The sequence below is a fragment of the Cellulomonas flavigena DSM 20109 genome (assembly GCF_000092865.1).
Lineage (GTDB): Bacteria > Actinomycetota > Actinomycetes > Actinomycetales > Cellulomonadaceae > Cellulomonas > Cellulomonas flavigena.
This window is the reverse complement of the sequence record NC_014151.1, coordinates 4,093,223-4,108,423: the sequence shown is the minus strand read 5'-3', so window position 1 is coordinate 4,108,423 and position 15,201 is coordinate 4,093,223. Positions and strand designations below refer to the sequence as shown.

Sequence of the window (15,201 nt, the reverse complement as noted above, 5' to 3'; positions counted from 1 at the left end):
GGGCGCGTCCTACCGGACGGTGATCTCCGTGACCTCGATCCGGTACTGCCCGGCCGCGTTGGTGGGCAGCTCGGTGAAGTACAGGACGAGGGTCGACGTCGTCACCGGCTCCTCGAAGTCGAGGACGGTCTCGGGGCCCAGCGGCCCGCCACCGAGGGCCGCACCCTCCGTGGGCGTCGACGCGGTGGTCGCACGGACCTCGACGTTGCCGCCCGAGCCGTTCACGTTCAGCGTCACGCCGGACACCGGGGCCTCGGCGGCGAGCGTGACCTCGAGGCCCATGCCCTCCTTGAGCCCGCCGAACGCCGGGTTGTTGTAGGTGTAGGAGAACCAGAACGTCGACGGGTCGCCGTCGTGCGTGAGCTCGACGTTGGCGACCCGCTCGCCCGCGGGGTCCGTCGGGTCGAACGTCCGGACGGACTCGATCGCCGGCGGCACGCCCGGGTCGGGCGCCTCGTCGACGGTCTCCTGCGGCGTGGGCTCCGTGGCGCCGCCCTCCGACGGCGTCGCGGGCTCCTGCTGGCTCGGGGTGTCGTCCGCGACGGGGTCACGGTCGCCGACCGGCGACGTGAAGAGCGAGCGTGCGGCGAACACCAGCCCGATCAGCACGGCCAGTCCGACGACGACGAGCACGAGCGCCGTCGGGTCGAACCGGCGGCGCGGCTCGTCGTCCTCCACGAACGCGAACGGGTCGTCCGCGAAACCGGGACCCTCGTCCCAGAAATCGGGCTCGGGGGCGTGGCTCGGCGGGGGGCCGGGCGGCGGGACCGCCCCGGCACCGTACGCGGCGCCGGCGGGCAGCACACCGGTGCGCTCGACCCGCCCCGAGGGGATGCCGCCGCGCGCCGGGGCGGCCGGCGGCGGAGTGCCGGGAAGCGGAGCACCGGCGGGCAGCTCGTCGAACGCGGACCGCACGGACTGGCGCGCGACGCGGACCGGCGGGGCGGGACGCTCGGGCTCGACGGCCGGCGCGGCGGCAGCGGCCACGGCACCCTCACCTGCCGCACGGTCGTCGTCGGCCGGGCGCCCGATGCGGATCTCACCCCAGGGCTCGAGCTCGTGCACGACGTCGCCGGGGGAGAACGGGCCGTCCTGGTTCGGGCCGAGGGTCACGACGCACAGCGTGTCGAGGTCGTTCGGGACGCCGGGCGCCAGCTCCGCGGGCGGCACGGGCAGGCCGTCCAGGACGGGTGCAGGCTGCACGGTGGGCGCGAGGGCGTCGTCACGCCCCGCGGGCCAGCGGCCCGTGAGGCCCGTGTAGAGGAGCCGGACGAGGTCGACGGCATCGGTGCGGCTCGTCGTGCGCGCGTCCCCCGGGGGCGCGCCGAGGAGTGCGGCGTCGATCGCGAGGCCCGAGACGAGCACCCGGCCGTCGGCCGACACGTGCACGACCGACGGGCGCAGCGCGAGGTGGTGCACGCCGCGGCGTCGCGCGACCTCGAGCGCGGCCGCGGCCTCGCCGACGACCGCGCGGGCCTGGTCGGGCGTCAGCGGCCCCCGCTCGACGAGCTGGGTGAGGGATGCGCCGGTGATCTGCTCGGAGACGACGTAGCCGACGCCCTCGTGCATGCCGACGTCGAGCACGCGCACGAGGCGGGCGTCGGTGACGAGGGCGGCGCGACGTGCGGCGTCGAGCGCCGGCGCGACGGCCCCGGACTCCAGCACCCGGACACGCACGGGACGGTCGAGGATCTGGTCGGTGGCGCGCCACACGGACACTCCCGCGAGGTCCGACGGCAGCGGCTCGTCCACCCGGTAGCGCCCGGCGAGCACCGTGCCCCGGCCGACCTCTTCCGTCACCGCGCCACCTCCGTACCCACCCCCGGCCGAGTGACCTGCGGTCGCAGGCCACCTGTGCATGCTAGACGGACCGGCGTCCGAGGCGCCGCCGTAGCCGGCTCGTCACCGGTGCGAGGAGCAGGTCGAGCTCCCTGACGCGCAGCAGGCGCAGCGCCCCGAGGTACACCAACCCCATCACGCCCGCGACGACCACGCACTGCAGCACGGCTCCCACGAACCCGCCCGGGCCGGAGCCCTGCAGCACCTGGAGGACGCCCCAGCCGGCGCCGGCGGCGGCGAGCGCACCGAGCCCGGCGCGGACGTGCGTGCGCACGATCTGCCCGCCGTCGATGCGCCCCGCGAGCCGGCCTCGCAGCGCGCGCATCGCCAGGACCGTACCGACCAGGTAGGACACGCTCATGGCCGCACCCGCGCCCGCGACCCACGAGCTGTTGGGCAGCAGGGCCCGGCTCAGCAGCGCGCCCCCGGCGACGACGACGGCCATGACGACCTGCACGGGCACCATGCCCTTGGCGTCCTCGTAGGCGTAGTAGACCCGCTGGCACATCGACCACGCGCCGAAGGCGGGCAGACCCACGGCCATGGCGACGAGGACACCGGCCACCGCCTGGACGGCGCCGTCCTGCGACTCGCTCGGCATGATGAGCCGGACGACGGGCTCGGCGAGCACCACGAGCCCGGCGCCCGCGAGCAGCGTGAACAGCCCGACGACCCGCATCCCCGACGACAGGCCGGCGCGGACCCCGTCGACGTCGGCATCGTGCGCCTGCGCCGACAGGCGCGTGAACAGCGCCGTCGCCAGCGACACCGTGACGAGCGAGTGCGGCAGCATGAACAGCATGAACGCGTAGTCGTACGCCGCGTTGCCCGCGATCGCGGTGGACGGGTCGCAGGTCTCGCCGGGCGCAGCGGACGCCACGCGGGAGACGACGACGTACCCGAGCTGCCCGATCGCCAGGCCGAGGAACGTCCACGTCGCGACGGTCCCGGCCCGCCCCAGCCCGGAGCCGCGCAGCCCCCACCGCCAGCGGTACCGCACGCCCGCGCGCCGCAGGAACGGCACCAGCACGAGGGCCTGCGCGACGACGCCGAGCGTCGACGACCCGCCGAAGAGCGCGACCTGACCCGCCGTGAGCTCCTCGGCGGACCGCACCTGGCCGACGAGCGCGATGAACACGCCGAACCCGGCCATCGACACGAGGTTGTTGACGACAGGCGCCCACATGTACGGCCCGAACGACCCGCGGGCGTTGAGCACCTGGCCGAGCAGGGCGTAGGCGCCGTAGAAGAACAGCTGCGGCACGCACCAGTACGCGAAGCTCGTGGCCAGCGAGGTCTGCGCAGGGCTGCACGCGTCGGCGTAGAGCCGCACGAGCAGCGGTGCGGCGAGCGTGAGCGCGACGGTGGCGCCGGCGAGGACCGTGAACCCGAAGCTGAGGAGCCGGTCGACGTACTCCTGGCCGGCGTCGCGCTTGTACGCGCGGACGACCTGCGGCACGAGGACCGCGTTGAGGACGCCGCCCGCGAGCAGCATGTAGAGCACGTTCGGCAGCTTGTTGGCGACGGAGAACGCATCGGCGACCTGACCGGTCGCCGAGACCGCGGCGATGACGACCATCGCCCGCAGGAAGCCCAGCAGCCGGGACACGGCAGTCCCGCCCGCCATGAGCGCGGCGCCGCGCCGCACCCCGCTGTCGGACGTGGCGCTCGCGGGCGGGTCCCCTGCGGCGCCCGTCGGGGCGCCGCCGCCCGGCCCGCCCGGGACGTCCTGCGGGTCCCCCGGGGGTGGTGTCGTGCCGCTCACCTGCTGTCGCCCTCCGGTGTGCCGCCCAGCACGGGCAGCGGTCGTGTCCCCGCCTCGTCGTCCACGCGCCGGGCGCCGCGCCGGGCGCTCTGCCCGCGCCGGACGGTCCGCACGACGCCCAGCACGAGACCGACGGCGAGCAGGACGCCGACGACGGCGGTACCGACCGACTCGATCGTCGGGGTCGCGCGCACGTCGAACGTCACGGGCTCGGCCAGCGGGACGCCGTCGGCACTCGTGAGCACGGCCTCGACCACGACGTCGCAGTTGGCGATCGCGTGCATCGCGACCGTCACGACCTCCTCGCCACCGGCGCGGACCGCGACCGTGTCGCTGGGCTCGGTCCGCAGGCACGCCTTGCGGGGGACGGTCTGCACGCGCACGCGCGCGTCGGCGGGCAGCTCGTTGCGTACGGAGAACCGCACGGTGTTGTCCGCGCTGACGAAGTACTGGGCGCTGGTGCGCGCGAGCGTGAGGCCGCTGCGGCGGGCGTCGACGACGGCGACGACCGCGTCGACCAGCCGGTCACGTCCAGCCGGGTCGCTGCGCCACGCGGTCGCCAGCGGCGCCAGGACCTCCTGGTCGACGCCGGTGAGCAGGCGCGCAGGCTCGTCGGTGACGGCCGCGAACGCGACCGTCGCGCGTCGGGCCGCCGCCAGTCGCTCGACCTGCGCGGTCCCCAGGGCATCGGGGTCGGTGAGGGTCGTGGGCGGTGCGCCGCGCTGCTCGTCGGCGCCGCTCGCACCCAGCAGCGCCGTCAGGGGTGCGGTGCGCGACCAGGGTGCGGCCTGGACCGCGCTCAGCACCGCCTCGATCCGTGCCGGGTCGGGCACCGCGTCGCGCGGCAGCGCCACGAGGACGTGCTGCAGGCCCTGCGGGGAGCCGCGGGCGAGGACCGACAGCTCGGCGAGCACACGCTGCACGACGGTCGCGTCGGTCGCGTCGGGGACGAGGCGTGCCGGGTCGGTGAGCAGCGTGGTGAGCGTCGCGTCGGGCACGATGCCGAGGACGGTCCCGCCGGGTGACGCGAGCTCGGTCCGCGCCCCGGTCACGTCGCGGTCCGCGGGCAGGTCTCCTGGTGCCATGACGAGCACGGACGCACCGGAGCGCGCGGCGAGGTCGACGGTGGCCCGGTCGGTGAGCGGACCGGGGGCCCACAGCACGTCGGTGCGGGCGGACAGCCGCCGGCCGCCGTCGACGGCTGCCGTGGCGGCGGCGTCGGTGGCGTCGGTGGCGGCGTCGAGCAGGTCGAGCGCGCCGGCGTGCGCGAGGGCCGTCAGGTCGGGGTCCGACCAGGGCAGGGCGACGACGTCGCGTCCCACGGCCACGGACGTCAGCTCGTCGGCCCACGCGGCCGCCTGGCTGGTGCCGGTGCGGGCCGCGTCGAGCAGCGCGGGGTCGACGACGAGCGCGACGTCGGCGCTGCTGCGCGCCGTCTCGAGCGCCGCGTCGAGCCGGTGCCCCGGCTGCACGAGCTCGCCGAGGGTCGGGCCGGGTGCGGTGAGCTCGACCCCCTCGGGCACGGCGGCGGGCCCCACGACGGGCACCAGCAGGGACACGCGTGCCTGCGGCACGTCGTCGCTCTCGGTGGCCCACAGCGCGAAGGTCCGCTGCAGCCCGACGCGCCGGCCCCCGGAGGTCGCCTGGACGGACAGCCCGCGCGCCCCCCAGGTGTCGGGGCGGTCCAGCAGGCCGACGTTGCCCGCCGCGACGGTGAGGGTGACGTCGAGGGACGCGCCGGGCTCGAGCGGCCCCTGCGCCTGCTGCTGAGCGACGCGGTCGCCGACACGCCGGCCGGTCACCGGCTCGTCGAGCCAGCGCTGCAGGTCGTCGCGGGTGCCGGGTCGGATCCGCTCGAGGTGCACCAGCACCCGGGGGTCGGCCACCGGCTCGGGGGAGGTGTTGGTGAGCCGGGCCGTGACGACGAGGTCCTCGCCGGGCCGGAGCACGGTGGGCGCGACCTCCGTGATCTCGACGCGCACGGGCAGCGCGTCGGCGTCGTCGGGGGGTGCCGGGGTGGGCGTCACGCGGGTGGTGGGGACGGCCGCCGTCGCGGCCGGGGCGGCGAGCCCGCCGAGGCCGAGGACGGCGGCCAGCACCGCGAGCAGCAGCGCCGCGGCAGTCCGGCGCGGCGGTCCGCCGGTGCTCAGCCGCGGGTCCGTCCCGCGGACGCGCGCGTCCATCAGTCGTCGAGGACCGCGAGTGCCAGCCCGGCGAGGCGGCGCTCGTTGGGGTAGGCGAGCCGTTCGGAGAGGTCCACGACCCGCACCCACTCGACGTCCTCGGCCTCGCCGTCGGGGTCGTTCTCGACGGTGAGCTCGCCGTGCAGGGCACCGAGCAGGAAGTGGTGGACGACCTTGTGCACGCGGTGCTCGTCGCCCGAGAACCAGTAGTCGATGACGCCGAGCCGGCGCAGCACGGTGCCGGTGATGCCGGTCTCCTCGGCGATCTCGCGGACAGCGGCCTCCTCCGGCGTCTCGTCGCCCTCGAGGTGCCCCTTGGGCAGGCACCACTCGAGACGTCCTGCCCGGTTGCGCCGTGCGATGACGGCCGCGGCGTAGTGCCCGTCCTGGCGGGAGACGACCAGGCCACCGGCCGACGTCTCGTCGACCACGGGCAGCGCGACGGCGTGCGTGCGGCGGGGTGCGCGTGCGGGATCGATGCGCAGCGGATGCCCACCGGGTGGCGCCGGGACGCGCCCGGGACCTGAGGGGTGGGCGTCGGCGGACATGCCGACACTGTAACGACGAATCCTGACGCGTTCCGCGCCGCCCCCCCCGCCAGGTCACGTGCGCACCACATCCCGGTCATCCGGACGTCAGCGGCACGCCACGCGACGCGGGCGCGGGCGCGTCCTCTGGCAGGCTGGGCGCGTGCCCGAGATCCCCGCCGACCCGTCCACCGGCCCCGAGCGTCGTGACCCCGCACCCGATCCCGCGGCCGTCCAGCAGCTGCGCCGCCGCGCGCTCGCGGCGCTCGCGGCCATGGCGCCGGACGCGCTCGAGCTCGGCACGCGGTTCCGCCAGGCCGGCTTCGACCTCGCGCTCGTCGGCGGTCCCGTGCGCGACGCGTTCCTGGGCCGTCCCAGCAACGACCTGGACCTGACGACGCCCGCCACGCCCGACGAGGCGGAGCCGCTGCTCGCGGCATGGGGTGACGCGCACTGGGACATCGGCCGCGAGTTCGGCACGGTCGGCGCACGCCGGTTCGCGGGGCGGCGCGGTGCGACGCAGGACGTCGTCGTCGAGGTGACGACGTACCGCACGGACGCGTACGACCCGACGTCCCGCAAGCCGCTGGTCGAGTTCGGCGACACGCTCGAGGGCGACCTGTCGCGCCGTGACTTCACGGTCAACGCGATGGCGGTGCGTGTGCCCGACCTGGTCTTCGTCGACCCGTTCGACGGTCTCGCGGACCTCGCCGCCGGCGTGCTGCGCACCCCGATCGACCCGCGCCGTTCCTTCGACGACGACCCGCTGCGCATGATGCGCGCCGCGCGCTTCGTCGCCCAGCTCGGGTTCCGGTTGGAGGACGACACGCGCGCGGCGATCGTCGAGATGGCCTCCCGCATCGAGATCGTGTCGGCCGAGCGCGTGCGCGACGAGCTCACCAAGCTGCTGCTGTCCCCCCACCCGCGCGCGGGCCTGGAGGTCCTCGTCGAGACGGGCCTGGCCGACCACGTCCTGCCCGAGCTGCCGGCGCTGCGCCTGGAGATCGACGAGCACCACCGCCACAAGGACGTCTACCAGCACACGCTCATGGTGCTGGACAAGGCGATCGCGCTCGAGACCGGCCCTGACGGCGCCGTGCCCGGCCCGGACCTCACGCTGCGGCTCGCGGCGCTCCTGCACGACATCGGCAAGCCCCGCACGCGGCGCTTCGAGCCCGGCGGCGGCGTGAGCTTCCACCACCACGAGGTCGTCGGCGCCAAGCTGGCGGCCAAGCGCCTCAAGGCCCTGCGCTTCGACAAGCACACGGTGCACGACGTCGCGCGCCTCACCGAGCTGCACCTGCGGTTCCACGGCTACGGCGACGGGGAGTGGACCGACTCCGCGGTGCGCCGCTACGTCACCGACGCCGGCCCGCTCCTCGAGCGCCTGCACCGCCTGACGCGCTCGGACTCCACGACGCGCAACCAGCGCAAGGCCAACCGCCTCAAGGCCGCGTACGACGACCTCGAGCAGCGCATCGCCACGCTGCGCGAGGCCGAGGAGCTCGCGTCGATCCGCCCCGACCTCGACGGTACGCAGATCATGGAGGCCCTCGGCATCCGCCCCGGCCGTGAGGTGGGGGAGGCGTACCGGTACCTGCTGGAGCAGCGGATGGAGCACGGCCCGCTGGGCGAGGAGCGGGCGCGTGAGCTGCTGCTGACGTGGTGGGCGCGGCGCGGGACCTGAGCACCCCAACCGATCCGGCGGCGTGAGCGTTGTTCAGGGCGTGACCACCACCAGGCCCCGGGTGCGCGCATGACGCGTCGCTCCGAGGACGTGCTCGACGAGCTCGTCCGTGACCGCTACGCGGCGCTCCTCGCCCGCGCCCGGACGCTCACGCAGGACCGTGTCGCGGCGCAGGACCTCCTGCAGGAGGCGCTCGTCGCGACGTTCGTGGGACGCGCGCGGTTCACCTCCGTGCCCGCGGCCGAGCAGTACGTCCGGCGTGCGCTCGCGTCCCGGTACGTCGACGGCCTGCGGCGCCGGGACCGGGAGCGCGTCGGCGTGGCCCGGCTCGCGGCGCTGCCCGTCGACACCGTCCCCGACGTCGCGGACGCGTCGACGGCGCTCACGGACGACATCGACGCGGCGCTCGCGACGCTGTCGCCCCGCGAGCGGGCGTGCGTCGTGCTGCGCCACCTCGAGGACCTGTCGGTGCACGAGACCGGCCGGTTGCTGCGCCTGTCCGACGGGGCCGTCAAGCGGTACACGGCCGACGGCGTCCGCGCGCTGAGCGCCCTGCTGGGCGTACGACCGCCCGAGCCCGGGCAGGCGGGCGTGCACGTCTGCCTCGTGCCGACCGAGGAGGAGTCCCGTGGCTGAGCGGACACCGGACCTGACCGACGTGCTGCTGGCCGCCGAGGCGCGGCACGAGGCGACCCTCGCGGCCACGGCGACGGGCGCGCACGTGGCGAGCCTGCGCACCGCGGTGCGGGCCGCGCGCCGGCGCCGCACGGCGTTCGTGGCGGCGGCCGCGTCCGTGGCCGTCGTGCTCGCCGGGGGCGCGCTGCTGTGGGTGCCTCGTGAGGCCGTCGAGCCCGCGTGGCCCACGCCCACGGCGTCGCCGACCGTGCCGACCACGGCTGCGGCGAGCCCGACGCCCGCCACGGCACCGGGCGTGGCGTCCGTCGAGATCGGCGGCCTGCCCCCGTTGCAGCCCGCCACCGCCGAGGAGCTGCGCGCCGCACCCGTCGGGAGCGTCCTGGTGCTGTGGACGCCGGGCTCGATCGCCGCCCTGGACAGCGACGCGGGGCCGCGGGAGGTCCACCTGCTGCTGGTCGGCCCGGACGGCGAGCGGCGCCACGTGGCGCGGGCGCCCGACAACACGGTGAGCCTCGGTCCGTGGGACCGCGCCACGGGGAGGGTGGGCGTGAGCACCGCCGAGGGGGGAGGCGACAGCCAGACGTACGACGTCGACCTCCTGACGGGTGAGGCGACGCCGAGGGAACCGTCGACGGACGGCCTGCTCCCGACGTCGCCGGACGGCACCACGGTCGCCGTCGTCGAGAACGGCGTCGTGACCCTCGTGGTCGGCGCCGACGAGCGCGAGCTGCCACTGCCCACCCGGTGGTGCGACGCGGCCGGCTGGTCGGACGCGACGCACCTGCTCCTGACATGCCTCGACCGTGCGCAACGCACGCTCGTGCCCTCCGAGGCCGACGGTCCTGCGCTCGTGCTGCTCGACACCGTGACGGGGGAGACGACCCGGCGCGCGCTGTTCACCGGCGACGTCCTCCCGCTCCGGGACTCGGGGGTCCCCCTCGGCGACGGCAGCGTGGCGGCGGCCGTCGACGTCGTCGGGCGCGACGTGGACGAGGCCGAGGTCGCGCGCGTGTGCGGGACCGGGTTCGGGCGGTTCGGTGCGGACCTCGCGGGAGTGACGTTGCCGACGGTGCCGGCGGGAGACCTCCTCCACCGGGGGCTCGTCCCCGCGGGAGGGCGCCTCGTCGTCGCCGGTCCGCTCGGGTGCCCCACGGACCTCACACCCTCGGGGGTGTGGGCGCTGGACCTCGCGACGGGCCGCGTCGACGAGCTCCTCCCGGTCCACGAGGCACCGGACGGACCCCTCGGGCTCGTCGCCCTGACGACCTGGCGCTGAGGCGCTTCAGCCGACCCGCACCACCAGCAGGCACACGTCGTCCTCCTGATCCTCGGCGACGAGCGCGGCGGTGAGCGCGTCGCACACCTGCGACGCGCTCGCGTCGTCCGGGACGCCGGTGAGCGCGGCGGACAGCGCGGCGATGCCCTCGCGCAGGCCGCGGTCGCGCCGCTCGACGAGCCCGTCGGAGTACAGGACGACGACCGCACCGTGCGGCACGTCGGCCGACCCCTCCGGCACGGTGCCCGGGCGCACAGGAGGCAGACCCACCGGGGTGCTGCGCCCGCCCTCGAGGCCGTGGACCTCGCCGCCGGGCAGCCGCACGAGCGCGGGCGGGTGGCCGGCGCTCGCCCACGTGAGGTGCGCCCCCGCACCGGTGCGCTCCCAGTGCACGAGCAGGCACGTCGCCACGTCGGCCACGTCGAGCGCCCGGACCAGGCCGTCCAGCCGCTCCAGCGCCTCGCCCGGGCGGTCGCCGCGCCACACCGACGCACGCAGCAGCGAGCGGAGCTGGCCCATGGACGCCGCGGCGCGCAGGTCGTGCCCCACCACGTCTCCGACGGCCAGGCTCACGGCGCCGTCGGGCAGCACGAACGCGTCGAACCAGTCCCCACCGACCTCGGCACGGCGCCCCGACGGCAGGTACGACGCGGCCACGTCGAGCCCGCCCACGTCGCCCAGCACCGGCAGCAGGCTGTGCTGCAGCGTCAGCGCCGCGTCACGCTCCGCCAGGTAGAGCCGCACGTTCTCCAGCAGGACGCCCGCACGGCGGCCCAGGTGGGCCGCGGTGACGACGGTCTCGCGGTCGAACCCGTCCTGCTCGCGGTGCACCAGGCACAGCACGCCCAGGACGCGGTCGCGGCCCGCCAGCGGCACGAGCAGGGCGCTGCCCAGGCCGAGCGTCTCGAGCAGGCGCAGCTCGGAGGGCGTCGTACGTCCCGGTAGCGACGCGACGTCGACGGGCATCGGCATGGGCACGTGGTTCGCGCCCGCCGCGAGCGTCTGCGCGACGCGCGGCGAGCGGGTCAGCCACGTGAGGCCCTGCGTGCCCAGCGCGTGCGCGACCCCGGCGTGCGTGGGGTCCGACGCGACGACGTGCACACGCTCCAGGCTCCCCGTCTCCGACGTCATCGCGACGAAGCCCCACGTCGCCAGGCGCGGCACCACCAGGTCGGCCAGCGAGTCGACGGCGTCGTCGAACTCCAGGTGCCCCGACAGCTCCTCGCCCATGCGGGCGAGCAGCTCGAGGCGGTCCGCGGTGCGGTGCATGAGGGACAGCTCGAGCGTGCGCGCCGCCTCGCCGTCCGCCTCCGCCGTGACGTCGACCTGCACCCCCACCCGGTGCACCACCTGACCGGTCGCGTCCCGCAGCTGCGTGATCGCGAGCTGGTTCCAGAACGGCGACCCGTCCTTGCGGACGTTGAGCAGCACCACCTGGACGTCGTCACCGTGCGCGAGCGCGGTCCGCAGCCGGTGGATGGCCTCGGGGTCGGTGTCGGCGCACTGCAGGAACCGGCAGTTGCGGCCACGGACCTCCTCGGCCGTGTACCCCGTCAGGCGCGTGAACGCGGCGTTCACCCACACCACCGGGTCGCCCGGCACGCGGGGGTCCGACACCGTCATCGGCAGCGGTGCCGCCTGGAGGATCGCGCGCGCGAGCTCGTCGGTCAGCAGGTCGTCCGGCGGGGCCTCGCCCGGGACATGGGCCGTGTCCGTCATGCGTCGACCCCGACCACCGGCGGCGCGGCCAGCGGTACGGGCGTGCGGGGACCACGTGCGAACGCCAGCGCCCCGGCGAGGTACACCACGGCCAGCGCGGCGAACAGTGCGGGCGACCACCCGGTGTCCGGCAGCGCGACGGCCGCCAGCGCCGCCGCACCGACGAACGCCGCGTTGTACAGGACGTCGTACAGCGAGAACGCGCGACCGCGGTACGCGTCGGCCGTGTCCCGCTGCACGATCGTGTCGACCGCGATCTTCGCGCCCTGCGCGGCCAGGCCCAGCGCGGCGCCCGCACCGAGCAGCGCCGGCAACGACACGGTCACGACGAGGACGAGCTGGCTCACCACCGCCAGCAGCAGGCACAGCACCACCCACACGTGCGGCCCGACGCGCGGGCTCAGCACGGGCGTGAGCACCACGGCGAGGGCGAACCCCACGGCGCTCGCGGCCAGGACGGAACCGAACGTCGCCAGGCCCGCCTCGACGTCCGCGGGGTCGGACAGCAGGTTGCGGGAGATGAGGATGCTCGCGATGAACACCGCGCCGTAGCAGAACCGGTGCAGCGCCATGATGCCCAGCGCGTACGCGGGCGTGCGGCGGGCGACGAGGTAGCGGGCACCGGCGACGAGGCCGCGCGCGAGCTCGCCCAGCGCAGCGCGCACGCGCGACGTGGGGGTGCGCTCGTCGGGGCCGAGCTGGTCGGGTGCGAGGCGCGTCGCCAGGGCGGACGCGCACGCCATCACCGCGGCGGCGACCAGGAGCGACACCGCGTCGCGCACCCTGCCCGCCGGCAGCAGCAGGCCGAGCGCGAACCCCAGGGCACCGCCGACACCAGCGGACGCCGCACCGAGCGTGGGGGTCAGGGAGTTGGCCGTGAGCAGCAGGGGTCCGTCGACGACCCTGGGCAGCGACGCGGACAGCGCCGCGAGGAGGAACCGGTTGACGGACAGGGCGGCGAGCGCCAGCACGTACACCGCCGGGCCCACACCGCTCGTCAGCATGACCGCCGCGATGACGACGGTCAGCGCGACCCGCACGAGGTTGCCGTACAGCAGCACCTGGCGCCGGCGCCACCGGTCGAGCAGCACCCCGGCCCACGGCCCGACGACCGTGAACGGCAGCAGCAGCACCGCGAACGCGGCGGCGACACCGGTGGCGGTGGAGGCGTTCTCCGGGGAGAAGAAGAACAGCGTGGCGAGGCCGACCTGGAACATCCCGTCCGACGCCTGGCTCACCAGGCGCACGGCGAAGAGCCGCCGGAACCCGGTGAGGGGCCACAGGGCCCGGAGGTCGGAGATCACCTGCACGCGCTCAGGTTACGTCCCGGCCCCGTCCCCGGCTCCCCGTCGCGCGCGCACGGCCCCGCGTCGCCCACCCGGGGGATCCTGGGACCTGCCCGCAACCCCGGGCGCACGTGCGGTCGTTGTAGCGGTGACAGGGACGGGTCGAGAGGGCGAGGACCATGGCAGGGACGACGTGAGCCGGGGCTGGGCGCCGGTGCTGGACCGGTTGGTGCACGAGCGGTACGGCGGGCTCGTCGCGTACGCGACCGTGCTGTGCGGCGACCGGGCGGCGGCGCAGGACCTGGTGCACGACGCGCTGGTGGCGACGTTCGGGGCACGCGCGACGTTCGGCTCGGTGCCGCAGGCCGAGTCGTACGTGCGCCGGGCCGTCGCGTCGCGGTTCTACGACCAGGCCCGCCGCGGCGGCCGGGAGCGGGCGGGCCTGGTGCGCCTGGCGCACGCGACGCCCGACACCACCGAGCTGCGCTCGGACCTGCTCGACGCCGACGTGGCCGCAGCCCTGTCCCGGTTGTCGGCGCAGCAGCGGGCCTGCGTGGTGCTCCGGCATCTGGACGACGTGTCGGTGAAGGACACCGCGACGCTCCTGGGCATCAGCGAGGGCGCGGTCAAGCGCTACGTGTCCGACGGTGTCGCCACCCTCAACGCCCTGCTGGGCACCACCTCGTCGACACGCGGCGAGTCCCTTCCCGTGACCCTTGTCGACCGACAGGAGGTGCGCCGTGACCGATGACCTGACCGCACGCCTCGAGCGTGCGCTGCACGTCCAGGAGCACCACGAGCGCGACCTGCAGCCCGACCCCGCGACCCTGGCCGGCCTGCACGCCCGCGTCGCCCGCGTGCGCCGGGGGCGGACCGTCTCCTGGGCGGCCGTCGCCGCCGCGGCCGTCGGCGTCCTGGGCGTCGGCGGGTGGTTCGGCCTGCAGGACCGCACGACGCCGGAGCCGGCGGACCCGCCGACCCCCACGGTGAGCGCCACGCCGTCCCCGACGCCCGAGCCGTCGGCGGTCGCGAGCGCGCCGGCCGCACCGCTGGTGCCCGTCACGCTGCCGGGCATGCCGCCGATGTACGAACCGCCCGAGGGGCTCCTGGAGCAGACGGGGCCGGGGTGGTTCCTCACGCTGTACACGTCGACGCTCTACGAGCCGCTGCCCGGCGACGGGCAGCGGAACGCGCTCGTGCTGTCCGCACCGACCGGTGAGCTGTACCACCTCGCCGACCTGGGCGGGTACACGCGGCTCCTGCGGTGGGACACCCCGGGGACGGCCCGGCTCGAGATCAACCACGACGGCGCGGGGGGACGGCTCGTGACGGTCGACCTGACGACGGGCGGGCTGACGTACGACGACCGCGTGCCCGACGGGGCGGAGTGGCTCGGCACGGCCGGCGCCGACGAGCTGTGGCTCGCGCAAGGGCTCCAGGGGTCGCAGGGCACGCTGTACGTCCTGCCCCCGGACGGTCCGGTGCGCAGCGTGCCGACGCGCCTCGACCGCGCCGTCGTCTCGCCCGACGGCCGCACGATCCTGGGCCGCCCGTCCGGGGAGCCGATCGAGGCCCTCGACGTCGCGACGGGCCGGCACACCGCCGTGCCGTCCCCCGCGGGCCAGTCGTGCGACATCGTCGACTGGATCGACGCGACCGGGGTCATGGCCGCGTGCGTCGACACACCGCCCGAGCCGCTCGAGGAGCGCTGGAACTACGACGAGCACGACGGCCAGGTCGTCCGCCTCGACGCGACGGGTGGTCCCGCGCAGACGCTGACCACGCTGCGCGCCGACGGCGTGGTCCCGGCGGCCGGCGCGCACGTCCGCGACGGTGTCCTCGTCACGACGGCGTACCCGCAGCTGTCCAGCACGCCCGACAGCTGCTACGACGTCTGCGTCGGCGGTGCCTACCTCTGGGACGGGGGCGACGTGCGCCCGGTGGTACCGGCGCAGGACCTCGGCGGCGACGTGTGCGAGGTCCACGCCGCGAGCACAGGCCTGCTGCTGCGCACGGGAGCGCAGTGCTACGAGTGGGTGGGCGACCAGTGGTGGCTCGTGGACGAGGCGACCGGCGCGGCCCGCCTCGTGGGGCCCGTGGTCGGCGACGAGCTCGGGCTGGCGCCCGTCTGGGTGGTCGAACGCGGCTGACACCGGCCGCGACGGACCCACGACCGTCCCGTGGCGGCGGCGGAGGCGGGCGCACGGGGGCCGGGAGGGACGAACCCAACCGAACCGGACCCCCGTGCGTTCTCCTCCTCGACAGCCGGACGAGAGGAACGCA

11 protein-coding genes are annotated in these 15,201 nt (G+C 75.9%); 5 read left to right on the top strand and 6 right to left on the bottom strand.

All coding sequences use genetic code 11. The annotated features are described in order from the left end of the window. Nucleotides 1–9: 9 nt before the first annotated feature. The 4 genes from CFLA_RS18680 to CFLA_RS18665 form a co-directional block, all read right to left on the bottom strand. Entirely contained in the window at nt 10–1,800 is a 1,791-nt protein-coding gene (locus CFLA_RS18680; protein WP_013118911.1) for a protein kinase family protein, read from the bottom strand. 61 nt (nt 1,801–1,861) lie between these two features. After that, a complete protein-coding gene (murJ, locus tag CFLA_RS18675; RefSeq protein WP_013118910.1) occupies nt 1,862–3,604 on the bottom strand; it encodes a murein biosynthesis integral membrane protein MurJ in 1,743 nt (580 codons plus the stop codon). After that, nucleotides 3,601–5,787 (bottom strand): DUF6049 family protein, encoded by a 2,187-nt coding sequence (locus CFLA_RS18670; RefSeq protein WP_013118909.1) that lies wholly within the window; start codon nt 5,785–5,787, stop codon nt 3,601–3,603. Before CFLA_RS18670 ends, murJ begins: the two co-directional genes overlap by 4 nt. Next, on the bottom strand, nt 5,787–6,335 hold the full coding sequence (locus tag CFLA_RS18665) for an NUDIX hydrolase (protein ID WP_013118908.1): 549 nt from the start codon (nt 6,333–6,335) through the stop codon (nt 5,787–5,789). The genes CFLA_RS18670 and CFLA_RS18665 overlap by 1 nt, the downstream gene beginning before the upstream one ends. Before the next feature lie 142 nt (nt 6,336–6,477). Here CFLA_RS18665 and CFLA_RS18660 point away from each other — a divergent pair, with 142 nt between their 5' ends. The 3 genes from CFLA_RS18660 to CFLA_RS18650 all read left to right on the top strand — a co-directional run bounded on the left by CFLA_RS18660 (nt 6,478) and on the right by CFLA_RS18650 (nt 9,913). Continuing rightward, on the top strand, nt 6,478–8,001 hold the full coding sequence (locus CFLA_RS18660; protein ID WP_013118907.1) for a CCA tRNA nucleotidyltransferase: 1,524 nt from the start codon (nt 6,478–6,480) through the stop codon (nt 7,999–8,001). Nucleotides 8,002–8,070: 69 nt separating this feature from the next. Further along, complete coding sequence (locus tag CFLA_RS18655; protein WP_013118906.1) at nt 8,071–8,637, top strand: sigma-70 family RNA polymerase sigma factor; 567 nt, start codon at nt 8,071–8,073, stop codon at nt 8,635–8,637. Then, nucleotides 8,630–9,913, top strand: coding sequence for a hypothetical protein (locus tag CFLA_RS18650; protein ID WP_013118905.1), 1,284 nt, complete (start codon nt 8,630–8,632; stop codon nt 9,911–9,913). Before CFLA_RS18655 ends, CFLA_RS18650 begins: the two co-directional genes overlap by 8 nt. A gap of 6 nt (nt 9,914–9,919) precedes the next feature. Here the strand turns inward: CFLA_RS18650 and CFLA_RS18645 are convergent, their stop codons facing one another. Beyond that, complete coding sequence (locus CFLA_RS18645) at nt 9,920–11,632, bottom strand: SpoIIE family protein phosphatase (RefSeq protein WP_013118904.1); 1,713 nt, start codon at nt 11,630–11,632, stop codon at nt 9,920–9,922. Next, nucleotides 11,629–12,942, bottom strand: a complete 1,314-nt coding sequence (locus tag CFLA_RS18640; protein WP_052302768.1) for an MFS transporter — start codon at nt 12,940–12,942, stop codon at nt 11,629–11,631. Before CFLA_RS18640 ends, CFLA_RS18645 begins: the two co-directional genes overlap by 4 nt. A 169-nt stretch (nt 12,943–13,111) precedes the next feature. Between CFLA_RS18640 and CFLA_RS18635 the strand changes: the two genes are divergently transcribed. Next, nucleotides 13,112–13,669, top strand: a complete 558-nt coding sequence (locus CFLA_RS18635; protein ID WP_013118902.1) for an RNA polymerase sigma factor — start codon at nt 13,112–13,114, stop codon at nt 13,667–13,669. Beyond that, nucleotides 13,659–15,068, top strand: a complete 1,410-nt coding sequence (locus CFLA_RS18630; RefSeq protein WP_013118901.1) for a hypothetical protein — start codon at nt 13,659–13,661, stop codon at nt 15,066–15,068. The genes CFLA_RS18635 and CFLA_RS18630 overlap by 11 nt, the downstream gene beginning before the upstream one ends. Nucleotides 15,069–15,201: the final 133 nt, after the last annotated feature.

Bases quoted from the DNA above. Each gene is read 5' to 3' on its own strand.
- CFLA_RS18670 (WP_013118909.1), bottom strand. From the start codon at position 5,787: ATGGACGCGCGCGTCCGCGGGACGGACCCGCGGCTGAGCACCGGCGGA.
- CFLA_RS18665 (WP_013118908.1), bottom strand. From the start codon at position 6,335: ATGTCCGCCGACGCCCACCCCTCAGGTCCCGGGCGCGTCCCGGCGCCA.
- CFLA_RS18655 (WP_013118906.1), top strand. From the start codon at position 8,071: ATGACGCGTCGCTCCGAGGACGTGCTCGACGAGCTCGTCCGTGACCGC.
- CFLA_RS18645 (WP_013118904.1), bottom strand. From the start codon at position 11,632: ATGACGGACACGGCCCATGTCCCGGGCGAGGCCCCGCCGGACGACCTG.